The sequence below is a fragment of the Pseudonocardia xishanensis genome, from assembly GCF_039541715.1.
Lineage (GTDB): Bacteria > Actinomycetota > Actinomycetes > Mycobacteriales > Pseudonocardiaceae > Pseudonocardia > Pseudonocardia xishanensis.
In genome coordinates, this window is the sequence record NZ_BAABGT010000083.1 from 1 (window position 1) to 20,620 (window position 20,620).

Sequence of the window (20,620 nt, forward strand, 5' to 3'; positions counted from 1 at the left end):
ACACCAACTGTCACCGATGTCCTGATGCGGAACTGTCACCCATGTCCTGAGACATCACAGGCTTTCTGCGGATATTGCGGCGAGTTCTGCGGAACCGTCCCGCGAGGCGCTGACCAGCACGGATGGAGGTTCTGCGGATAGCGCGGATATTGCGGACACCTCCAGGCCGTCGAACGTGTGGCGCCGCACCGGAGCACCGGTCGACGACCAGCCCCGCTCCGCGTGATCTCGACGGCCGCTCCCTCCGCCGAGCCCACCCCGACCCGAAGGACCAGCAACATGACGACCGACCCCCGCGACCGCATCCTCGACACCCTGCGCGAGGCCGAAGCCCTCGGCCTGGGCGAGTGGGACTTGAAGGTCACCGCGCTGCCGAACACCACCGCCAGGCTCCGCGCGCACCTGCTCGAGCAACTTGGCCCCGACCCCGCGGCGCCCTACCTCCCGTCGGCGTTCGGGCCCAAGTTCATCCCGACCGACTGCACCGAGGCCGAGGTGCTCGCCGCGTGGGCGCTGGCCGAGATCCACGTTCCCCCCGGCCACGAGATCCCCCAGCCCTTCCACGCCGAGCGGACGAAGGACGGCGTGCTCATGCTCCTCACCCGCGGCGGCCGGTACGTCGCGAGCCCCGACTCGGTGGTGCACCTCAAGCGGGTCGACTCCGAGCTCCACGAGCTCGCCGACATCACCGAGGGCGTGGTCACCGTCGTGACCTACAGCGGCGGCGCGCTCATCAGCAGCCGGACCCTGGTCGACATCGGGGAGGGCACCGACCTCACCGCCGACGTCGACTGACCCGAACCCCGAACAGAGAGGACCCCGCTCCCCGTGGACGCTCCCCGACACCTCGGCGGCCAGGCCGACCGGCTGCCCCCGACCCACCGACTCCGCACCGGCCGCACCCGGCACCCGTTCTCGACGATCCCCGAGCGGTCCGAGGAGGACGCCGAGCACGACGCCGCGGTCGAGGCCCTCGTCCGCGGGCTGCACCGGCACGCCCCTGCGCACACCCTCCGCATCGCCGAGTACGCCGAGGAGCGTGCCCGCCGCATCACCGACAACCAGCGAGCCGACGAGCAGTTCGCCGACGGACTCCTGCCCCCGGACGACGTGGCATGAGCGCAGCGCCGGACGACTGGCCGGTCGTCCTCGTCCTCCCGCGCCCCCTTGCCGGGACGCTCGTCCTCGCGATCGGCGCCTACGTCCAGCGGCTGCGCAGCAACGGGCACCCCCAGCCCGCAGCGCTCGCCGAGCTCGGCCGGGCGCTGCGGGCCGGGGCCACCCAGGGACAGCCGGTGCCCAGCGTGGACGGCCACCCGGCCCCGCTCGACGATCCGCTCGTGACCCCGCTGCTCCTGGACTACGCCGAGGCCGCCCGCCGGCTCTCCTGCTCGCAGCGCCAGGTGAAGCGCCTGACCTCCACCGGGGAGCTGCCGACCGTTCAGGTCCGCGGCCTCGTCCGGATCCGCACCGCCGACCTCGACACCTACGTCGACCAGCTCGCCACCACGACCCGAGGAGCCGCATGAGCCCCGCCCGCAGCACCACGATCCCCGGCCCGACCGCAGCCGAGTTGGCCGACGCCCGCGCCACGCTGGACGTCGAGATCAGCAAGGTCCGCACCCGGGCCCAGGCGTGGCCGGTCCGTCTCGACGTCGACGACATCGTCGAGACCGTCGAGGCGACGGCCGCCCGGTTCGGTCGAGACGCCGGCCGGATCGTCAGCGGGATCCGCGAGGCGACCCGGCGCTTCAACCACTCCCGCGAGCGGAACACCGGCAACCAGCAGTCCAACATCCGCTCCATCGAGTTCGAGCTGCGGCACGCCCCAGCCCAGCTCGCTGCGGCCTTCGTCTACTTCGAGCGGCAGGCCGACCTCGACGCCGCGGTCGCCGTGCACCGGGAGGCTCAGACCGCCCTCGATACCGGGCAGGGCAAGCTCGACGCCGCGATCGCGGAGGGAAACCTCGGTGCTGCCCGCGCGCTTCTGGACGACGTCCGGGTCCACCTGCCCACCCGGGTCGAGGAGACACACCTCGCCGTCCTCGACCTCGAGATCGAGAAGACCGTCGCCGCCGGGCTGGACACCAGCAGCAGGCTGGCCGTCCGGGATGAGACCGCCGCGCAGTACCGGCTGACCCAGAGCGACCGGGTCCGTCGGCACCTCGGCCTCGACGAGCCCCAGCCCGAGGCGGACCCCGCGGAGGGCGCCCGCCCCGAGGCGCGGTCGCTCACCCAGGAGTACATCGCGATGTCCCAAGCCGTGCCGGAGAACAAGCCCTACGACGGCCCCTGGCGTGACATGTCCCCGAGGGTCGACCCGTACCTCAACCGGCGGGGAGTCTCCTGATGACCATGCCCAACCAGCCCGCCGCGCCCATCGACGGGATGAGGCTCGGCGGACTGCGCGCCCGCGCCGACCGCGGCGACACCGCGGCGGCGGAGGAGATCCGCAGGTTGATCCCCGACCCCGTCGCCTACTACGAGCGGCGAAGCCTGGAGCACGGCGCAGCGGTCGGCAACCCCCACAGCGCCGAGCGACTGGCCAGGCTCTACCCCGAGACCGTCCCCGCACCGACGCCCGTCCAGCCGCCGCAGGTGGGGCTACCCGAGCCCGCTGCCGCGAGCGTGCCGCCGTCGGCCGAGGACCTCGACGCCCTCCGCACCCGGATCCTGCAGACCGCGGGCCTGGAGGAGGCCGACGCTGTACTCCTCACCGGCACCACAGCGGAGCAGCTGCTCGACCAGGCCAACGCGGTCCGAGCCCTCTACGCCAGTCGTGCCCCCGCGGTCCCGGTGTTCGCCCCGAACCCGGGCCAGGCTGCTGGCAACACGGCCCCGCCCGCTCCGTCTGGGATGAACCGAGGTCGCGAGCTGTACCACCGCGAGAAGGCGGCGGGGCAGACCGGCCGAGTCAGGTACGGCTGAGCATGGGCAACCGCGTCACCGCCCGGCCCTGCCGGATCGCGGGGTGCCCCGAGCTGGCCGAGCGGGTGGGCCGCTGCCCCGCCCACGCCGCCGAGCTCGACCGACACCAGCGCCGGACCACGCCGACGAAGGTCACGAGGACCAGCGCCGAGCAGCGCCGTCGAGCCCGCGTGGTGGCCCAGCATCGCCGTGTCCACGGCGACTGGTGTCCTGGCTTCGAGGTCGAAGCTCACCAGTCGTCCGACCTGACCGCCGACCACGTGGTCTCGGTCGCTGACGCAGGTCACGGCCGCGGCCCACTGGCTGTGCTGTGTCGCTCATGCAACTCGCGGAAGAACGCGCGATCGCAGCACTCGACCGACGACGTCGACAACGACCTCGACGAGGTCACGTCGTGATCACCTCGACGAGCTCGGCGACCACCCGGGGGAGGGGGTGGGGACATTGCCCCCTCCCCACCCGTTTTCGAGACGCCGCAGGCAAGGCCTCCGAGAAGTGCGGCGAGCAGATAGACCCAACGGGCCCCGTGAGCGCCTCCTGGGCGGCCCGGCGGGTCGCTGGGGGTGGTCGCTGATGCCGGGCCCGATGCGGAACCCGGGGAAGCCGCACTCCCGGGCTCGGACGGCGGCTCCGTCGAGGGGTGGGCTCGTGATGCTTCCCGCGGAGGGCTGCGACCTGCCGGTCCCGGACCTGCCTGCTGGTCGGGAGTGGACGGAGGACGAGCGGGAGCTGTGGGCTGAGCTGTGGTCGAGCCCGCAGGCCACGCAGTGGGACGACAGCTTCCGGCTGGCGGTCGCCGCGTACATCTCGCACTCGTCGGCGATGCTGTCCGGGGAGGCCAGCGCCTGGCACGCGCAGGAGTTCCGGCACCTCGGGGACAAGCTGGGGCTGACCCCGGCGGGGCTGACGGCGTTGGGCTGGCGGATCGAGGACGCGGGCCCGGCTGCGCCGGTCGTGTCAATCAGCGGGCGGCCGTCGTGACCACGGCTCGGCGGCGAGCGCGGGCCGCGCAGGGTGCGGGTGGTGGCAAGCTCAGGGGCGTCGCAACCGCGGGCGGCCTGGTGATCGACGGGCACGAGGTGCCGCCGGAGCTGCTCGACCCCGACGCCGAGGTGTGGCACTCCCATGAGGCCTACCTGGCGTTCATGGCCAAGCACGGGTGGCGGGCGACAGCGCGCGACCGGTACAGCGGTAGCTCTCAGCCGGGGACTCGGCGCCCGCAGGCTGCCGAGGGGTGGGCGCGTGAGGCCGGACTGGGAAGGGTGCCGGGACCGGACGGCCGCCTCATCCCAACGCCGTGGGCGCAGCTGCGCGCCTGGGGGCTTTGCTAGACCCCATCGACTAGTGACTTCGGGCCGGGACAGGGCGATCCTGACCGGCTCGCGGACCGCCTGGCCTGGGCAGGGCTGGCGGGGTGAGATCGGGTTCGGACCTGTGAGGAGCGGCCCGAACCCGATCTCACCGAGGTACGACGACCCGGGCGCGACGCCCGGGAGCAGCAGGACCGGGCGCGAGGCTCGGTGAGCAGGACGGCACGACCAGGGCGCGATGCCTGATCTCCCGCGCGATGCGGGTCGACACCCCCACCACGAAGTGCCTCGGCGCGACGCCGGCCACGTGGAGGAAGACCCCGCAGACCGAACAACGTGCTGGAGGTGCCCCGGATGGCCGGCGGCCGAATTCTGATCGATGTGGACCCGGCGCTCGACGCCTTCCCCGGGAAGCTGGAGGCGGGCCTCCGCGGCACGACCGGGATCGCGAGCACGGCGGGTAAGGCGATCGGCGCGGCGCTGGGCGTCGGGCTGATCGGCGCGGGCGCTGGCATCGCCGCGGTGGTGAAGATCGGCAACGAGTTCGACTCGACGCTGTCCCGGATCCAGGCGACGAGCGGGGCGTCCGCGGCCGAGATGGGGAAGGTCGCTGCTCGCGCGCGGGAGCTGGGGACCGATGCGTCTCTGGCGGGGACCAGCTCGTCGCAGGCCGCGGCCGCGATCGAGGAGCTCGCGAAGGCGGGCTTCAGCGTCAACGACTCGATGACGGTCGCGCGGGACGCGATCGTGCTGTCCCGCGCGGGCATGCTGGACGGCGGCGACGCCGCCTCGCTGCTGGCGAACACGCTGAACACCTACGGCCTGGCGGCCGCGGACGCTGGGCGGGTCACCGACGTCTTCGCGGCCACCGCGAACGCGAGCACGACGAACGTCCGTGACCTGGGCGAGTCCTTCAAGTACGTCGCCCCGGTCGCGGCCGGGCTGAAGATCTCGCTGGAGGACACCTCCACCGCGCTGGCGATGCTGTCGACCGCCGGGATCAAGGGCTCCGAGGCGGGCACCGCGCTGCGTGGTGTCCTCGCCTCGATCGCGGCACCGTCTGGGCCGGCGAAGAAGGCCCTCGACGCGCTGGGAGTCTCCGCGTTCGACCAGGCGGGGAAGTTCCGCGGGCTGGAGGTCATCACCGGGCAGCTCACCGCGGCCAAGGGGCGGATGACCGACGGCGAGTTCGCCGCGGCGACCGCTGTGGCGTTCGGCAACGAGGGCATGGCGGCGGCCAACGTCCTGGCGACGCAGGGCGTCGGCGAGTTCCGCGAGCTCGGCACGGCCGTGCGGGAGCAGGGCGCGGCGTCGAAGGCGGCGGCGGCGAACAGCCAGGGCCTCTCGGGTGCGATGGACGAGCTGCAGGGCTCCGCGGAGGACGTGGCCCTGTCCATCTACGACCTGATCAAGGGGCCCCTCGCGGACTTGGCGCGGGGCGGGGCGGACGGGCTGGAGGACCTGTCCGCTCTGCTCAGCGGGAAGGACATCGACGCGGGCGGCCTGGAGCGGGTCCTCGAGGCGGGCCGCCAGGTCCTGGTGAACCTCGGGGTGGCCGCCGCGCCGGTGCGTGAGGGGCTGGAGGAGCTGTTCGCCGGCTTCGAGGAGGGCAACGGGGTGACGTCCGCGTTCTCCGGGTCGGTCACCGTCCTGACCGGTGGGGTCGAGCTGCTGTCGCGGGTGCTGGGGCCAGTCGGGGACCTGGTGGGCGGGGTGCTCACGGTGTTCGCGGGTCTCCCGGGTCCGGTGCAGGCGGCGCTGGCCGCGTTCGTCGGGTTCCGCCTGGTGTCCGGGTACCTCGACACGGCGAGCGGGTCGGCGTCGAAGCTCGCGGCCGCGGTCAACGCGGTGAAGCCGGACGGGCTGCGAGCGTTCAACGACGAGGCCCGGGTGCAGCGCGGCCTGGCGCAGGCCGCGGGGGAGTCGATCGGGCGCTGGGGTGCCTACCAGGCGGCGTTCGAGACCTCGACGGGTCGCACTGTGACCGCCCTGCGGGACTTCCGGGACCAGACCAACTCGATCCGGGACGGCGCCGCGGCGGCGGGCGAGCCGATCGGTCGGCTGTCCGCAGCGATGGGCACGCTTTCCGAGCGGTCCGGGACCATCGGCCAGGCCGCCGCGGCGTTCGTCACCGTGCGGGATCGGGTCGTCGACGCGGGTACCGCGGCGGACGGCACGCACGGGAAGTTCACCACCCTCGCGGGCGGGCTCGGTGGTGTCGCCGCTGCTGGCGGATCGCTGGTGAAGACCGGGCTCGGTGGGCTGATGGGCGCCCTCGGTGGGCCGTGGGGTCTCGCGATCGGCGCGGGGGTGGCCGCCATCTCCCTGCTCGCGGACAGCCACGCACGAGCCGAGGAGGCCGCCCGTCGGCAGACGCAGAAGGAGCAGGACCTCGCGACGACCCTCGACGACGTGACCGGGGCGGCGACGAGGGCGACCCGTGAGATGACCGCCCAGTCGCTGACCTCGACGAAGCTGTCCGACGGGACAACCACCCTGGCCGGTGCCCTGGCGAAGGCGGGGATCTCGGCGACCGACTACGTCGACGCGACCACGGGGAACCAGCCGAAGCTCGACCAGCTCAACGCCACCCTGTTCACCCAGGCACGCAACGCCCTGCAGGGATCCGACGCGTGGGCGCAGAACCGGGCCGAGCTGAACAAGGCCGGGGTCACGCTCGACCTGGCGACCGCGGCCGCGCTCGGCAACGTCCAGGCCCAGGACGAGATGCAGAGGAAGCTCGACGCGGTCGGGCTCGGCTGGCGCGGTCTGCAGGGGAAGGTGACCGACGCGATCGGCCCGCTCGGGGAGATCGGGCGGCTGCTGGGCAACCAGGCGGGGACGTTCGCCGACGCCCAGCGCGGGGTCGAGCAGACCGCCGCGGCGATGCAGGACTTCGACAAGGTCCTGGCGACGCTGGTCGAGAACAAGGGCTTCGAGACCCTGAAGAACGGCGGGGCGATCACCGACCCGATGCGTCAGGGCCTGGAGGCGCTCGGGGCGTCGGCGACCCGGACCGCGGTCGAGGCGGGAAAGGTCGCCCAGAAGATCGGCGACATCGACGGCGGGGCAGCGAAGGCCCGCGAGTCGATGCAGGCCTCGCGGGACAGCTTCGTCAAGGCCGCGACGGCCGCGCTCGGGAGCGCCGAGGCAGCCGAGGCCCTCGCCGACCAGATCGGCCTGATCCCCGCCGCGGCGGAGACGATCTTCCGGCTGGACGCTCAGGGCGCCCAGGCTGAGCTGATCACGCTCAACGAGCAGCTCAAGGCCGTTCCGAACCAGAAGGACGTGACGGTCCGGACGCTGTCGGCGGAGGCCCAGCAGCAGCTCCGCGACATGGGGTTCGCCGTCGAGCAGCTCCCGGACAACAAGGGCGTCAAGGTCACCGTCGAGGACGCGGAGGGCCGGGCGAGGCTCGACGCGTTCATCGCGACGATCTCGACGGCGAAGGCCGCACCGAAGATCGACCTCGACACCGCCACGGCCGAGCAGAAGGCCGGAGCGATGAAGTCCTACGTCGAGGGCCTGGTCATCATCGCGAAGGCCGACGCCGACACCGCGCCGGGCACCGCCAAGGGCGACGCCATGAAGGCCCACATCGACGGCATCACCGCGATCATGAAGGCCGACGCCGACACCACCCCCGGCACCGTCTCCGGGGACGCCCTGCAGGCGCACATCAGCGGGCTGATCGGCATCATGACGGCGGACGCGGACAACGCTCCGGGCACCGCCAAGGGCGACGCGATGCGTGGCTACATCGAGGGCCTGATCGGCATCATGACGGCCGACGCGAACACCCAGCCCGGCACCGCGAAGTCGGACGCGCTGAAGGCCTACGTCGACCAGCTGCGGGCGCTGCTGAAGGTCGACGCCGACACCGCGGCGGCCGAGGCGGCCATCAACTACGTCGCCCGCAACCGGAACACGACCGTCTCGGTGAAGTGGGAAGCGGCCGCGATCCCGGGGTTCAACACCGGCGGCGGCGCCGCGATCGGTGGGATCGCCCGCGCGATGGCGGACGGTGGGGTGCTGCCGATGGCCAGCGGCGCGAGCCTGTTCAACGGCCGCCCCATGGGCTCGACCCCAGCGGGCATCGCACAGATCTTCCCGCCCAACACCCCCCGGATCATCGGGGACCGGATCCGGGACGACGAGGCCTACATCCCGATCAACGGCTCGCAGCGGTCCCGGGCCATCTTCGAGGAGACCGCGCGGCGCCTCGGCTACTCCGTGGCCCGCGGCATGGCGGACGGCGGGGTGATCGCCCGTGCCGACGACCTGCAGCGGCTGATCGCGGCGAACCGGGCGGCGTTCGGCTCGGGCTCGGCCGGCGCGGCGCGGGTCGACGTCGCCGCCCCGGTCGTCGAGGTCCGCAACTACATCGACGGGCAGGAGATCCGCGGCGTGGTGCGCACCGAGATCTCGGCCTCGGAGCGGGCGACCATCCGCCGAGCGAAGATGGGAGCGGGGGTGTGACCGGTCTCGACCTGCTGACGGCTACTTGTCCTTGCTCGGGCAGACCTTGTGCTCGGGGTCCCACCACACCGGATAGAAAACATGGTGGCCACCGACGAACACTCCCCAGAGCCTGCCCTTGTTCCCGTGGCGGAAGCGGAACAGCTCCGGGAAGTCGTCGAGGTCGAGTTCGGCGAGGCGTGCCTGCGCCTCGGGGATGATGTGATCGACCGGGATCGACTTGTGCTTCGGGCCGCGCCGTCTGTGGCCGCCGGTCATCTGGTCCCTCACCTCACGCCACGTGAGGCGCTCCATCTCCTGGAGCATGGCGAGCAGCGCCATCAGACCGTCTCGGTCTGCGGGCCACATCGACCAGGGGTGGTTGTCGTCCCGGTCCAGTAGCGCGAACCCCCACGCCGGCTTCTGGTCGATCACCGTCGAGTCTTCATCGGCGGGGACGACGCCGAGAAGCTTCTTCGGGACCTTCCGGTCGCTCGAGGTGGGTAGAGCGGAGGACGGGACGCGCTTGTCGCGTCGCGGAGCCACTAGACGTTCTGTGCCTCGGCGTTCGCGGCGACGGCGGAGTAGTAGTCCTGCATCGCCTGGGGCTCGATCTCGTGGTTGCTGCGAACGCTCGGGCCGAGCCCGTGTCGCGCGGAGATCCACGGCTCCTCGCGGTGAGTCAGCTCGCTGAGCTGCTGCGCGGAGAATCGACCGTAGGAACCGATGACGAGGTCAACAGTTTCCTGCTCCTCCGGCGAGAGCTTGTCAGCGTCGCCGGTCGTCCAGGCGTCTAGGTGGAAGCGCCCGCGGTGCTGGCGGTACAGGTTGAGGATGACCGGCCCGTTTGCCCACGCCTCGATGCGGTCGTCGAACAGCGGTGCGCTTTCCCAGACGAGGTGCCATGCCTGCGCGTAGTAGGCGAGCTTCTGCATCTTCATGGCCGACATCGGCCCTGCGGAACGGAGGATGTATGCCGCGACGTCGTTTGCCGAGACCATGACGCTTCCCTCCCGTCCAATGCGATGGAGTCGCTTAGAGCCTGCTCCCCTACGAGTCAACGCTTGCACCTGCGCTACGTCGTCGGCCGTGCGGGTGGTGTTACCCGATCGTGGGTCACTCGCCGCGACGGCACTACTGCACGTAGCAACCGTCAGCCGTGCGGCGGCGGCCGTCACCTCTGCGCCGGTCGTCGGCTCTGCCCGCCCATCCGCAGCATCATCGACGCTCTGGCGGTCATGTGACAGGCGCTCTCGGGGATTCTCTCCGAGTGGCTTGGGCGACGGCGGGTGCAAATGAGGGCAGCAACTTCGAGCTGACGGCAGAGCAGCTGGACCGGCTGCAGGAGGCGATGGTTCCCCTCGCTCGAACGACCGCCGCGGTCCGTGCGGGCCTCGCCAGCGCGATGGTCCGGATGCCCCCGGTCTCCTCTGAGTTCGACGCGGTCACGCGGTCGATGCAGGAGACGCTGAAGGCCATCCGCGAGCAGGCCGGCGGGATGAGGGAGGCACAGTCGCGTGCCGCGGAGATGCTCCAGGTCATCGGGAGGAGCTTCGAGGCCGCGGGCTTGGCGCGTCAGCAAGGGCTCGTCGTCGAGGGCGGACAACTCGTCCTCGAGGGCGGGCAGCCCGTCATGGAAGGCAGCGGACAGCTGGTGTGGGAAGAGTTGGCTCTGGCCAACGGGCTGACCCCCACCCTGGCGCGGAGTGCCTTCCGGGATGCGCAGGTCGTCGCTCGCGACGTGGCCGCTGAGCCGGACCCCGAGGCCGCGATCGAGGCTCGTGTGGCGGAGGCCCTGCCATCTGTTCGGGGTCTCACGAACGTCGAGATCCAGCTGCTGATCCTCGCCTACGTGAGCTGTCTGGTGGCCGTCCTCGGCGTCACACGCGACATCGTCGACGACGGGTTCGGCGGTACTCCGGAGCCCCCGCCCGTAATGAACGTAGAGGTCAACGTCGAGTCGCCGCCGCCGGACGAGGGTCTCCTCCGCAAGCTGGTCGACGAGCGGATCCGCGAGTTGGAGGAGGAGCGCCAGCTCGGGACGAGCCCCACCCAGGACGTCGAACAGCAGGGCCTCTGATCGGCCTCGGGCCGGAGGGCTGACAGGAGACCTGTCCGGAGTCAGCTCCGACTCCACATGGACGTGATCACGATGCTCGCTGCCGGTGGCCCCGGCGCTACGCCGCGCAGCTCACGGTCAGCCGCCGCCCTCCTGCTCACCGATGAACGCCTCGAACGCCGGGATCGGGGATGCGGATGTGCTTGCCGATGCGCCGATGGGGCAGCTCGCCGGACTGGACCAGCGTGTAGATCTGCTTCACCGGCACGGCTAGGACGTCGGCCGCCTCCTGTACGCGCAAGAACGCTCGGGGGAACGGCCGCGCAGGCTCCTCGGCGCTACCTCGTTGGGGCGGGGGAACGGCGGTGCAGCTGCAGCGGTGCTCGGTGAGCGCACGGGCTACCTCGCTGTGGACGAGCTGCTCCAGCGCGCCCGGCCGCGCCGTCATCGGGCGCCTTCGGTCGCGCCCTGCTCGTGGACCCAGTCGGCGGGGATGCGGATGTGCCGCCCGAAGTAGCGGCTCGGGATCTCACCGCTGTGCGTCATGGCCAGCACCGTTTGATAGTGCAGGCCGAGGAACTCGGCGACCTCGCGGACCGAGTAGGCGATACGGCCGGTCGGCAGGGTGGTGGGTGTGCTCATGTTGATCTACCTCTCGGGGATGGGGCTCAGCGTTTCGTCGAGACGTAACGAGCTGGATCGGTGGGCACGAGCCACTCGGCATGGCGAAGCCGACGGCCCCGGAGGGCCGCGAGAAGTACCGGAATCCGCGGCCCGGTGTGGTCGCCGGCTGCCCTTCGTGTGGGCTCTGGCAGACCCAGGAGGAGGTCGACGCGGGGGAGTGCCGTCGCTGTGGTGAGGACTTCACCAGCGACGAGCCGGGCCCGAAGCCGCCGCCTCTGCGCCCGGACATCGCCGCCCGGCTCCGTCGATTCCTCGGGGAGAGCTGACCGGAGTTCTGGTCTACCTGCGGTCGGCGAACAGCTCATAGATGCGGCGGCCGAACCGGACGCGGCGGCCGGTGCCTTCGCATCGCCAGCAGGGCCGCCAGGCCTTGCCGGTCGGCGAGCGGCGCTTGCCCGAGCCGGAGCAGCGCCGGCAGGCGGCGTACGGCCACCAGGCGCAAGCGGCGACGTAGACGATCAGGACACCTAGCGCTAGCAGGATCAGGGTGGTCACAGAGCCCTCCCGGGTGTGATCGGCGAGTTGGCAGAGCGGCCCGCTAGATCGCTAGCGCCCTGGTCAGCGGCCTGATCAGCCGCTAGCGGGGGTGCTAGGTCTAGCGGGCCGCTCTGCTAGACGGTCAGCTCGCGGCGGTACCGGTCGAGCGCGGCCTGGACGTCCTCCCGGGTCAGCCCGCGGCGGTTCGCGGTGCCCCCGGTGGGTAGCCGTCCATGCACCTGCCCGGTGGTCAGCCCGTACGGCTTCACCGCAGCGGTGAGGGCTTCTGGACTCATCCGCCCGTATCGGCCGGAGTCGAGCTCGGCGAGCTTCTCGATCACCGTCTCCGACCACACCTTGTCGACCGTGATCGTGGCGAACACAGTGGCGAGGTCGTCGAGCAGCGACCGGTCATCCCGTTCGGGCTGCTCGCCCAGGGCGTGACCCGACAGCGTCCCGGCCGCCTCGCGGGCCGCGCGGGCCCGCTCGGCGATCTTCTCCGCCTCGGGCCCGTCGATGTAGGCCGTCCTCGTGATCAGCGGGTCGTCGGCGACGCCGGCGAGGTAGCCGATGCCGCGGTCCCGCGCGGTGAACGTGGTGGCGCGGATGCCGTTCCGGTAGCTCGACGTCCCGAGGATCATGTCGTTCTCGACCTGCCCCATGACCCGCAGGCAGAACCGGATCCCGACGTTCGCGCTCACCCCGGTCGGCAGGCTCTTCGCGTCCGGCCGCTGGGTGGCCAGGATCAGGACGATCCCGAGCGCGGGGCCGCGCTTGATGATCGCCTCGCAGAGCCGCTCGGCCTCCTTGCCGTAGTCGGGGTGGGAGAACAGCTCCTGGCACTCGTCGATCCCCAGCAGTACCGGGTGCAGGCCGAGGCTGCGCCGCGCGGAGATCTCCGGGGTCACCTTGTTCTCCGGGCAGACCGCCCGCGGAAGGCTGCGGATCTTCCCCGCCCGGACGTCGAGGTCGGCGTACACCTCACGCAGCGACGCCATCGCCGCCTCGAGGGCGACGGTGTCGGCACCGGAGGCGTAGCGGTGGCAGCACCCTTCGATCGTCGACAGGTCCCCGGTGCCCTTGAGCTCGAAGAGCCGCAGCTCGGTGTTCACGTCGAGTGCGCCGGCCAGGACCAGGACGCGCAGGGCGAAGGTCTTGCCCATCCTGGGTTTCGCGCCGATCAGGACGGACTCGAACATCAGCGTCATCGCCACCGGCCGCCCGCGCTGGTCGACGCCGAACGGGATCGGGTCGAACAGGGTGACGCTGCCGCGCTTGGCCAGCGGCCACGGGGCGGGCTTCTGCTGCGCCATGTCCCGGTCGCCGACCCACAGGACCAGCCGGCCCTCGTGCTCCTCGGCCTTCGCCTCGGGCCACACGCACCCGAGGGGGCGGCGCAGGCCGGAGGCGAGCCGGTCGCGGCGCTCCATGATGTCCCCGACCGTGACGCCGAAGGGCAGGTCGACGTCTGCCCGCCACCCGGGCCCGTCGCGGGTGATCGGCGCGACGTAGGAGATCGTGGCGCCCTTCGCGGTCAGGGCGGCGATGCCGAGCGCCTGGAGCGCGCGGGTCACCACCTCGGCGGTCAGCCGCGGCGGCGCGGCCGCGGTCACCGTGGCCACGTCGGTCACCCGCCGGTCCGCCGGGGTGCCGAGCTTGCCGAGGACGGCTAGGGCCAGGGCGGCGCCGAGTAGCACCGCCCAGCCGGGCGGGGACGGCCAGAACCCGGGCGCCGGGCTGCCGGGCGCCGCGGTGGCCACGCGGGCGACCCACACCACCACGAGCACCACGAGGAACCCCACCGGGGCAGCGCCGAGCAGCGCGAGCCGCTGGCGCACCCGCCGGTTGCGCTGCTTGGACAGCGTCAGGTACCCGGCGAGGTCCTTGCGGGTGACCGCGTCGGCCCGTAGCGGGCGGGCCTCGGTGTCGAACACCCACCCGTGGAGGGTGACCAGCGCGAACCACGCCCCTGCCGGGACCCGGCCGAGCAGCTTCGCCCCGTACTTCGGGGACCTCGTGAGGTGGTAGACCGACACGTGGATCCCGTAGCGGGCGAGCCAGGCGGCGAGCTGGCGGGCTTCCTCCCGGTTCCGCGCCCAGGCGGGCACGATCGGGCGCCGCTCGGTGTCCCGCACCGACAGGGCGGTCGCGTGGATCGTCTTTGGATGCTCCGGCGGGTCAACCGGGACCAGCTCGCCGGTCTCGGCCTCAGGGGTGTGCTCGGTGCTCACTGGTCGCCCTCCTGCATCGCGGCGGCCATCTGGTCGAGGTCGATGCCGAGGTGTCCGGCGTGCTGGAGGACGAACCGCTGGGCCGTGCCGAGGGTGACCCGTGGGCTGTGCGGGGACCTCGCGCACGACGGGCACAGGGTCACGCACAGCACGCCGAGCGCGGTCGTCGCCGTCGCGACGGAGAGATCGTCGGGCGCGGTCCCGCAGGACTCGCACCGGTGCCCGAGAGGGCAGCGGCTGGTGTCGTCGAGGTTCGGACTCATCAGAGGTGCCCCTTCGCTCGCAGGGTGGCGGCGTCGCGCCGGATCTGGCCGGACGCGCGGGAGACGATGCGGCGGGCCTGCTTGGTCGCGCGGCGCTCGAGGTCCCGGCGCTGGTTGGCGGGGACCTTCCGGAGCTCGCGGCGGATCAGGTCGCGGTCGGCCCCAGCGCCGCGCCCGGTGCCCGCGGCGATCTCGCCGCCCTTCCAGAACGCGATCGCCGCCTCGGGGTCATCGGTCGGCAGCTCCGCCTGGACGAGCCCACCGTCGTCCCAGATGCGGGCGGAGCGGACCCGCCCGCCGTAGCCGCGAGCAACGGTCGCGTGCCCCGCCTCGTGCTTGGCGATCAGCGTGCCGTCGCGGCCCCCGTGGGAGTGACCGCGGACGCTAACCGCCCGGTAGCCGCCCGCGGTCGTTCCCGTCCTGGACCGTGCCCACCCCAGGAGCGTGAGCACGGCGGCGGCGACCAGGACCGGGCCGTAGCCGGCCGCCCAGGCGATCGCCGCGGCGACGGCGATCGTGACGCCGAGGTAGAACCTCATGCGGCCACCCCCGCCCGGTGCGCCTGGATCATCTTCCGGGCCTCGTGCTCCCGGATCCCGAGCTCGGCTGCGAGCTTGCGGCGGCCGATGCCGGACGCGATCAGCACGGACGCGCGGTCCGTCGGCGCGGGCTGCTCGGTCTCGACGGCCCACCAGCCGCGCGGGTCGGTGTCGGTGAGGGCCGCAGCGTCGACCTCTGGCGGCGCTGAGGTGACCTCGGTGCTGGTCGTCGGCCGTCGGGTCAGGTGCCCGAGGTGCACCATCGCGCCGAGCATCGCGGGCGGTACGGCCGAGACGAGCACGACGACCGGCCACGGCGCGGTGAGGTCGTAGGCCGCCATCGCGTGCTGACCGGCGTTGCCGACGACCGACCCGGTGATGCACGACCAGGCAAGTGCACGAGCGAACGCGACCGCATCGGCGGGGGCCTGGCCGCGCAGCCATACGCGGGTCGCGACGACGCCCGCCACGTCGACGGTCACCGGGACGAGCCAGGCGAGCCAGCCGACGATTCCGACCGCGGTGGCGAGGTCGCGCAGTGTGGTGAAGGTGAGGACCGCGGCGGCGGCCCCGACGACGAGCGTGCCGACGTCGGCGATCCAGTCTCGGGAGTCGCGCGAGCTCATGAGCACTGCACCCCCTCGATGCCACCGTCGGGCAGCGTGCGCACGATCGCCTTCCCACCGGACTGCTCGCAGGTCTGCACGAACGTGATGGCCGGGTCGGACGCCCCGCCGCCCGGGACCAGGTCCTCGACGGCGAGGGGGGAGAAGGCGCGGGCGAGCAGGACCACGACGGCGACAGCTGCGGCGATGCCGAGGAGGAACTTCAGCATCAGCCCGCCTCCGCCCGGTAGGTGAGCTGGCGCGCGAGCTGGCTGTGCAGCCTGCGGGCCTGCTCCGGGGTGAGGCACACCGTCAGCCCGCCGAGCTGCAGCAGCAGGCTCGATGAGTAGGGCCGCACGGCGACCTGCAGCCGGGAGTCCACCGGCAGCGACACCGACGCACGCATCTCGTTGGCGCTCACCGGACACCCCCGGCGGGGACGGCGTCGGTCGCGAGGATCAAGGCGGCCGACGCGGCGAGCTGCTCGAGCTGCTCGTTGGTCATCGCCACGGTGAGCCCGTCGGCGCGCAGGTAGAACGTCGACCCCGCGGGGCCGGGCTCGACGGTGACCGTCGAGGTGAAGTCGAGCGAGACGGCGATGTGGGTGCTCATGCCTCGCCCCCGTGGACCGCAGGGCGGACGGAGAGCCGACCGGCGCGCAGCGCGCGGCCCAGCTCGATCACCGAGACGACACCGGCGGTGTGATCGGTCGCGACGGCGACCGCCTGCTCGGCCCGGTTGACGGCATCGAGCCCGTCGACGCCCTCGGCATTCACGAACACGACGACGGCGACCCGGTGGGTCTGGGGCTCGCTCATCGGACACCACCGGCGGCGAGCTCGGCGGTCAGGGCGAGACCGGCGATGAACGCGCGGGCCGTGTCGACGTCGAGGGGTCGGTCCAGCTGACCGTCGACGACGATCTCGGCCGGAGCGACCCGGAGGTCGCGGCCCTCGATCAGCATGACGCACTGCTGCAGAGCGACCCGACGGCCGCCGGCAAGCATCGCCGGGCGGCGGTGCCAGACGTAGACGGTGCCGTCGGACTCGACGTCATCGGGCTCGTGCCCATCGGGCTTGGTGCACCACGGCGGGCAGGTGGTGAGCGCGTCGAGAGTGGTGGGGGTGAGGGCGTCGGGCAGGATACTCACGGGTCGGACCTCCATCCGATCAAGTCCCTCGGGCCCGGTGTTCACGCACCGGCCGAGGGGCGCCCGTCTCACGGATCTCTCACGGATCGTTCGAAACGGGCTGCTCTGGAGGCCCTGCCCTGGACTCTCTTGCGGATCGCCTCGCAGCTCAGCGGACTGGATGGACTGTGTGGACAGTCCTCATTCCGCTGGCAGTCAAGGGGTCAGGGGTTCGAATCCCCTCAGCTCCACCCTTCTGACCAGGCCCGATGAGTCTCCCGACTCTCGGGCCTGTCGTGTTGTGGGGCAGGTTGTGGGGCGAACGGCTTTACGGTCTTCCCCATGGCCAGCACGCGACCGAAGCGTCGAGTACGCCCTCGGGGTGAAATCGAGACCCTCCCGAGCGGCTCAATCCGCGTGCGCGTCGCCGCGGGCACTGACCCGGTCACGAAGCAGCGGCACCGCCTGACGGAGATCATTCCGGCCGGGCCGCTCGCCGAGGATGAGGCCGAGAAGGCACTCCGTCGTCTGCTTGTGCAGGTCGACGAGAAGGTGAACCCGCGGACTGCGGCCACCGTCGCGCAGCTCCTCGAGAAGCACTTCGCACTCCTCGAGGTCGAACGGACGACCCGAGCGACCTACGAGAACCTCGCCCGCACCCACATCGTCCCGGTCATCGGCAAGGTCAAGCTGGCCGCGCTGTCCTCACAGATCTTCGACTCCTTCTATGCGCTCCTTCGCCGCTGCCGACTCCACTGCAAAGGACAGCGGATGATCGAGCACCGCGTGAAGGGGAAGCATGACTGCGACCACCGCTGTCGTCGCCACGTCTGCAAGCCGCTCGCCCAGTCGACGATCCGTCAGATCCACGTGATCCTCAGCGGCGCGCTCCGACGGGCTGTGCGCTGGCGCTGGCTTTCCCGCAACCCGATCGAGCACGCGGAGCCGCCGAAGCAGCCGGCCGCCAACCCGCAGCCGCCGACCTCAGCGGAGGCTGCCCGGATCTTGAACGCGTCGTGGGATGACCCGGACTGGGCTGTCCTGGTCTGGCTGACGATGGTCACCGGTGCCCGCCGAGGCGAGCTCTGCACGCTGCGGTGGGACGACGTCGACCTCCTAACGGGCACCCTTCGCGTGCAGCGGTCCATCGCCGAGCTCCTTCGCCATCGGCCGAGTCGAGCCGGTCCGCGCGTCATGCGCCGCGACCCGCCCGGCGACGAACCCCACGACATGGGCGGGCAACTCCGCAACCGACCGCGCTCCGTGAGCATGAGCGAACTCGCCGAACGCGAACGCGATCGGCACCCGACGCCAGATGCTCTTGACGCTGTAACCCTGCCCGACAAGCCAGCCGGCATAGGTCTCGATATCGGTCCCGATCCACGAGCCCCGGAACCGATCGAGCGTCGACGGCTTGGCGAAGTACCGCTCCAACATGGCCGATCTGCCCTTCTGCGAGTGCGCAACGGACCGACCACCATGCCCCCGACACCACCCGTTATGTGGCCCCAGACGGAGCAGCCCGACCCGCTCCACAGGCCGACCTGGACACCCGCGCCGGCAGCCACGTTACGAGCAGACCACGCAAGCGGGTCAGGTCTCTATCAGCGGTCGTTGGCGCCCGCCGACCACGGTGACAACACCCCCCCAGATCATCAACGACAGGGGCGAAAAGTCATGCCGTGGCCGGTGGCCTGCAAGCCCTCACCGGGCTTGATCAAGAAGGTAACGGGGGGAGCAGGTCGTTGACATAAATGTCAACGACTTCTAGGCTGACAAGTCCGTACGGAGGGAGCGAACATGTCGGTGCAGACGTCGGTCGAGGCGAACGTGCTGGTCGTGACCATTGATCGTCCTGAGGCCCGCAATGCGATCGACGGTTCCGTCGCCGCCGGGATCGAGGAGGCGATCGACCGGCTCGAGGGCTCGGACGAGCTCCGGGCCGCAGTGCTCACCGGCGCACCGCCGGTGTTCTCCGCGGGCGCCGATCTCAAGGTCGTGGAGCAGGGCCGGGGTTCGGAGCTGAGTACGCCGCGAGGCGGCTTCGCGGGTCTGACGCGTCGGAACCGGTCCAAGCCGGTCCTCGCCGCGGTGGACGGGCCTGCGCTCGCGGGTGGCGCCGAGGTCGTGTTGGCGTGCGACATGGTCGTGGCATCGACCGCGGCGCGCTTCGGCCTGCCCGAGGTCAAGCGGTGCCTGGTGGCAGCGGGCGGTGGGCTGTACAACCTGCCGCGGCGCCTGCCGCTCAACGTCGCCATGGAGATCGCCTTGACCGGCGATCCGATCTCCGCTGAGCGGGCCGAGCGTCTCGGCCTCGTCAACCGGCTCGTCGAACCCGGCCGGGCACTCGCGGAGGCGGTGGATCTCGCGGGGCGCATCGCGATCAACGCTCCGGCTGCGGTGCGGGAGACGCGTCGGGTGCTGCTGGAGTCGCTGCTCGTCGAGGAGGGCGCCGGGCAGGAGTTGGCGGACGAGGCGCTCAAGACGATGTTCGCGACGGACGACTTCACCGAAGGGGTGCGTGCGTTCATCGAGAAGCGCGAACCGGTCTGGACCGGCCGCTGACAGTCCTCACCGCGAGGCCCATGGCAGCATGTGTCGTGAGTGCCCATCACGATTCGCGGGCCGGAGCTCGGCGAGGTGGTTGATTCACATGACTCAGAGCGAGCGGACCGCATGGTTCAAGCGGACCGACTACGACCGCACGGACGCCGAGACACGAAAGCGTCTGCTGGAGGCCGCGGCGCAGACCTTCAGGGAGCACGGATACGCGAAGGCGTCCATCGCGAAGATCACGGAAGCCGCAGGTCTCTCTCGGGCGAGCTTCTATGTGTACTTCACCTCCCGCGAGGAGGTGTTCCATGTGCTCGTCGACGACCTCATCGAGCGCACCATCGAGGCTCAGCGCGGCCGCCGTGGCCAGGTCGGCACAGATCCGCATGCGGCGCTGACCTCCACCATCGGATCGGTCCTCACGCTCTATGCCGACACCAACGACCTGATCGCACTCCTCGAGGAGCGTGCCAAGGTCGACGCGGCGGCAGGGGAGAAGTGGCAGTCACTGTGGGGCCGGCAGACCGATCGAGCGGTGCGGTGGGTCTCGCGCCTCCAGGCGGACGGCCTTGCCGACCCCGACGTCGATGCTCGCTTGGTCTGTGAGGCCATGAACGCCGTTCTCCTGCATTTCGGCATTCGGCACCGCGGTGCCGCCGAGGCCGAGCTGGCGCGCGTGCGGGACGACCTCACGGGCCTGTACGAGCGCATGATCGGGTTCAGGGTGGCACCCTGAGGGTGTCGGTCGGGCGACCTGTTGACAGATCGTCAACATTGGGTCTGCTGACGTTCCTCGCGTCGCGCTCCTTCTCGGAGCGCTCGACGCATCGACGACCTCGGAGGTTGACATGGAGATCGACGGTTGGAAGGACGACTTCTCGACCGAGTTCCTGTTCGAGATGGAACTCGCTCTGCTCTCGGAGACACAGGGACCGTGGAGCATCGGGGACACCCCGAGTGGACGTCGATTCGTCGGCGGGATCGTGGGAGGCACGTTCGAGGGTCCGGCGGCGACGGGCAAGCTCGCGCCGGTGGGCACCGATTTCGCCTGGATCCGGCCCGACGGCGTGCTCGTGCCGAACGTCGACCTCGTTCTGGAGCCCTCTGACGGCCCTGCGTTCGCCTTGCACTACGAAGGAATGATCGACTCCTGGTTGGATCTGCAGCGGCTCCGACAGGGAGAGGATGTCGACGTCTCACGCATCAACTGGACGATCGTCGCGAACTTCGACGTTCCCGAGGGTCCGCACGAGTGGCTCAACCGTGCCGTCGTGGCCGCGCGTGGGCGTGTCGTGGGCAAGCGGTTCCGCTATCGGTTCTTCCGCCTGGTCTGAGTCGGCAGACCCGCGGACGCTTGCCACGGGTCGATCCGTGGCGAGCGTTC

28 protein-coding genes are annotated in these 20,620 nt (G+C 71.4%); 14 read left to right on the forward strand and 14 right to left on the reverse strand.

Annotation, left to right across the window (positions count from 1 at the left end):
• The first annotated feature begins 279 nt into the window (after positions 1-279).
• From ABD993_RS26155 to ABD993_RS26190, 8 genes are all read left to right on the forward strand, one after another.
• Complete coding sequence (locus ABD993_RS26155) at positions 280-795, forward strand: hypothetical protein (protein WP_345423942.1); 516 nt, start codon at positions 280-282, stop codon at positions 793-795.
• A gap of 33 nt (positions 796-828) precedes the next feature.
• Positions 829-1,119, forward strand: coding sequence for a hypothetical protein (locus ABD993_RS26160; RefSeq protein ID WP_345423945.1), 291 nt, complete (start codon positions 829-831; stop codon positions 1,117-1,119).
• Positions 1,116-1,529: a helix-turn-helix domain-containing protein gene (locus ABD993_RS26165; protein ID WP_345423948.1), complete on the forward strand. Its 414-nt coding sequence runs from the start codon at positions 1,116-1,118 to the stop codon at positions 1,527-1,529. Before ABD993_RS26160 ends, ABD993_RS26165 begins: the two co-directional genes overlap by 4 nt.
• On the forward strand, positions 1,526-2,350 hold the full coding sequence (locus tag ABD993_RS26170) for a hypothetical protein (RefSeq protein WP_345423951.1): 825 nt from the start codon (positions 1,526-1,528) through the stop codon (positions 2,348-2,350). The genes ABD993_RS26165 and ABD993_RS26170 overlap by 4 nt, the downstream gene beginning before the upstream one ends.
• Positions 2,350-2,928, forward strand: a complete 579-nt coding sequence (locus ABD993_RS26175) for a hypothetical protein (RefSeq protein WP_345423954.1) — start codon at positions 2,350-2,352, stop codon at positions 2,926-2,928. Before ABD993_RS26170 ends, ABD993_RS26175 begins: the two co-directional genes overlap by 1 nt.
• Positions 2,929-2,930: 2 nt before the next feature.
• Positions 2,931-3,326 (forward strand): hypothetical protein, encoded by a 396-nt coding sequence (locus ABD993_RS26180; RefSeq protein ID WP_345423957.1) that lies wholly within the window; start codon positions 2,931-2,933, stop codon positions 3,324-3,326.
• Between the two features lie 187 nt (positions 3,327-3,513).
• The gene (locus ABD993_RS26185; protein WP_486362900.1) at positions 3,514-3,909 is read left to right on the forward strand and encodes a phage terminase small subunit; all 396 of its coding nucleotides are present in this window, start codon (positions 3,514-3,516) and stop codon (positions 3,907-3,909) included.
• A 665-nt stretch (positions 3,910-4,574) separates the two neighbouring features.
• Positions 4,575-8,717: a phage tail tape measure protein gene (locus tag ABD993_RS26190; protein WP_345423963.1), complete on the forward strand. Its 4,143-nt coding sequence runs from the start codon at positions 4,575-4,577 to the stop codon at positions 8,715-8,717.
• A 21-nt stretch (positions 8,718-8,738) separates the two neighbouring features.
• Here the strand turns inward: ABD993_RS26190 and ABD993_RS26195 are convergent, their stop codons facing one another.
• Together ABD993_RS26195 and ABD993_RS26200 are read right to left on the reverse strand one after the other, a co-directional pair.
• Positions 8,739-9,131, reverse strand: a complete 393-nt coding sequence (locus tag ABD993_RS26195) for a hypothetical protein (RefSeq protein ID WP_345423966.1) — start codon at positions 9,129-9,131, stop codon at positions 8,739-8,741.
• A gap of 110 nt (positions 9,132-9,241) precedes the next feature.
• Positions 9,242-9,637: a Panacea domain-containing protein gene (locus tag ABD993_RS26200; protein ID WP_345423969.1), complete on the reverse strand. Its 396-nt coding sequence runs from the start codon at positions 9,635-9,637 to the stop codon at positions 9,242-9,244.
• Between the two features lie 329 nt (positions 9,638-9,966).
• Here ABD993_RS26200 and ABD993_RS26205 point away from each other — a divergent pair, with 329 nt between their 5' ends.
• Positions 9,967-10,776, forward strand: a complete 810-nt coding sequence (locus ABD993_RS26205) for a hypothetical protein (RefSeq protein WP_345423972.1) — start codon at positions 9,967-9,969, stop codon at positions 10,774-10,776.
• 136 nt (positions 10,777-10,912) lie between these two features.
• On the opposite strand, the gene ABD993_RS26210 is transcribed toward ABD993_RS26205, so the two are convergent.
• The gene (locus tag ABD993_RS26210; protein WP_345423975.1) at positions 10,913-11,203 is read right to left on the reverse strand and encodes a helix-turn-helix domain-containing protein; all 291 of its coding nucleotides are present in this window, start codon (positions 11,201-11,203) and stop codon (positions 10,913-10,915) included.
• Positions 11,200-11,397 carry a helix-turn-helix domain-containing protein gene (locus tag ABD993_RS26215; protein WP_345423978.1) on the reverse strand — a complete coding sequence of 66 codons (198 nt, stop codon included), beginning with the start codon at positions 11,395-11,397 and terminating at the stop codon, positions 11,200-11,202. The genes ABD993_RS26210 and ABD993_RS26215 overlap by 4 nt, the downstream gene beginning before the upstream one ends.
• Before the next feature lie 80 nt (positions 11,398-11,477).
• Here ABD993_RS26215 and ABD993_RS26220 point away from each other — a divergent pair, with 80 nt between their 5' ends.
• On the forward strand, positions 11,478-11,705 hold the full coding sequence (locus ABD993_RS26220; protein ID WP_345423981.1) for a hypothetical protein: 228 nt from the start codon (positions 11,478-11,480) through the stop codon (positions 11,703-11,705).
• A gap of 13 nt (positions 11,706-11,718) precedes the next feature.
• Here ABD993_RS26220 and ABD993_RS26225 read toward each other — a convergent pair whose 3' ends face one another.
• The 10 genes from ABD993_RS26225 to ABD993_RS26270 form a co-directional block, all read right to left on the reverse strand.
• On the reverse strand, positions 11,719-11,934 hold the full coding sequence (locus ABD993_RS26225; RefSeq protein ID WP_345423984.1) for a hypothetical protein: 216 nt from the start codon (positions 11,932-11,934) through the stop codon (positions 11,719-11,721).
• A gap of 116 nt (positions 11,935-12,050) precedes the next feature.
• Positions 12,051-14,147, reverse strand: a complete 2,097-nt coding sequence (locus ABD993_RS26230) for a P-loop NTPase family protein (protein ID WP_345423987.1) — start codon at positions 14,145-14,147, stop codon at positions 12,051-12,053.
• Positions 14,144-14,410: a hypothetical protein gene (locus tag ABD993_RS26235; protein ID WP_345423990.1), complete on the reverse strand. Its 267-nt coding sequence runs from the start codon at positions 14,408-14,410 to the stop codon at positions 14,144-14,146. Before ABD993_RS26235 ends, ABD993_RS26230 begins: the two co-directional genes overlap by 4 nt.
• Positions 14,410-14,949, reverse strand: a complete 540-nt coding sequence (locus ABD993_RS26240) for a hypothetical protein (protein WP_345423993.1) — start codon at positions 14,947-14,949, stop codon at positions 14,410-14,412. The genes ABD993_RS26235 and ABD993_RS26240 overlap by 1 nt, the downstream gene beginning before the upstream one ends.
• The gene (locus ABD993_RS26245; protein ID WP_345423996.1) at positions 14,946-15,575 is read right to left on the reverse strand and encodes a DUF2637 domain-containing protein; all 630 of its coding nucleotides are present in this window, start codon (positions 15,573-15,575) and stop codon (positions 14,946-14,948) included. Before ABD993_RS26245 ends, ABD993_RS26240 begins: the two co-directional genes overlap by 4 nt.
• A complete protein-coding gene (locus ABD993_RS26250; RefSeq protein WP_345423999.1) occupies positions 15,572-15,784 on the reverse strand; it encodes a hypothetical protein in 213 nt (70 codons plus the stop codon). Before ABD993_RS26250 ends, ABD993_RS26245 begins: the two co-directional genes overlap by 4 nt.
• Positions 15,784-15,975, reverse strand: a complete 192-nt coding sequence (locus ABD993_RS26255) for a hypothetical protein (protein WP_345424002.1) — start codon at positions 15,973-15,975, stop codon at positions 15,784-15,786. The genes ABD993_RS26250 and ABD993_RS26255 overlap by 1 nt, the downstream gene beginning before the upstream one ends.
• Positions 15,972-16,166: a hypothetical protein gene (locus ABD993_RS26260; protein WP_345424005.1), complete on the reverse strand. Its 195-nt coding sequence runs from the start codon at positions 16,164-16,166 to the stop codon at positions 15,972-15,974. Before ABD993_RS26260 ends, ABD993_RS26255 begins: the two co-directional genes overlap by 4 nt.
• Entirely contained in the window at positions 16,163-16,372 is a 210-nt protein-coding gene (locus ABD993_RS26265; RefSeq protein WP_345424008.1) for a hypothetical protein, read from the reverse strand. Before ABD993_RS26265 ends, ABD993_RS26260 begins: the two co-directional genes overlap by 4 nt.
• On the reverse strand, positions 16,369-16,704 hold the full coding sequence (locus tag ABD993_RS26270; RefSeq protein ID WP_345424011.1) for a DUF6907 domain-containing protein: 336 nt from the start codon (positions 16,702-16,704) through the stop codon (positions 16,369-16,371). The genes ABD993_RS26265 and ABD993_RS26270 overlap by 4 nt, the downstream gene beginning before the upstream one ends.
• A 321-nt stretch (positions 16,705-17,025) precedes the next feature.
• Between ABD993_RS26270 and ABD993_RS26275 the strand changes: the two genes are divergently transcribed.
• From ABD993_RS26275 to ABD993_RS26290, 4 genes are all read left to right on the forward strand, one after another.
• Positions 17,026-18,432 carry a site-specific integrase gene (locus ABD993_RS26275; RefSeq protein ID WP_345424013.1) on the forward strand — a complete coding sequence of 469 codons (1,407 nt, stop codon included), beginning with the start codon at positions 17,026-17,028 and terminating at the stop codon, positions 18,430-18,432.
• Positions 18,433-18,483: 51 nt separating this feature from the next.
• Positions 18,484-19,248, forward strand: a complete 765-nt coding sequence (locus ABD993_RS26280) for a crotonase/enoyl-CoA hydratase family protein (protein ID WP_345424016.1) — start codon at positions 18,484-18,486, stop codon at positions 19,246-19,248.
• Positions 19,249-19,336: 88 nt separating this feature from the next.
• A complete protein-coding gene (locus ABD993_RS26285; RefSeq protein WP_345424019.1) occupies positions 19,337-19,972 on the forward strand; it encodes a TetR/AcrR family transcriptional regulator in 636 nt (211 codons plus the stop codon).
• Between the two features lie 112 nt (positions 19,973-20,084).
• The gene (locus ABD993_RS26290; protein WP_345424022.1) at positions 20,085-20,570 is read left to right on the forward strand and encodes a DUF3237 domain-containing protein; all 486 of its coding nucleotides are present in this window, start codon (positions 20,085-20,087) and stop codon (positions 20,568-20,570) included.
• The last annotated feature ends 50 nt before the right edge of the window (positions 20,571-20,620 follow it).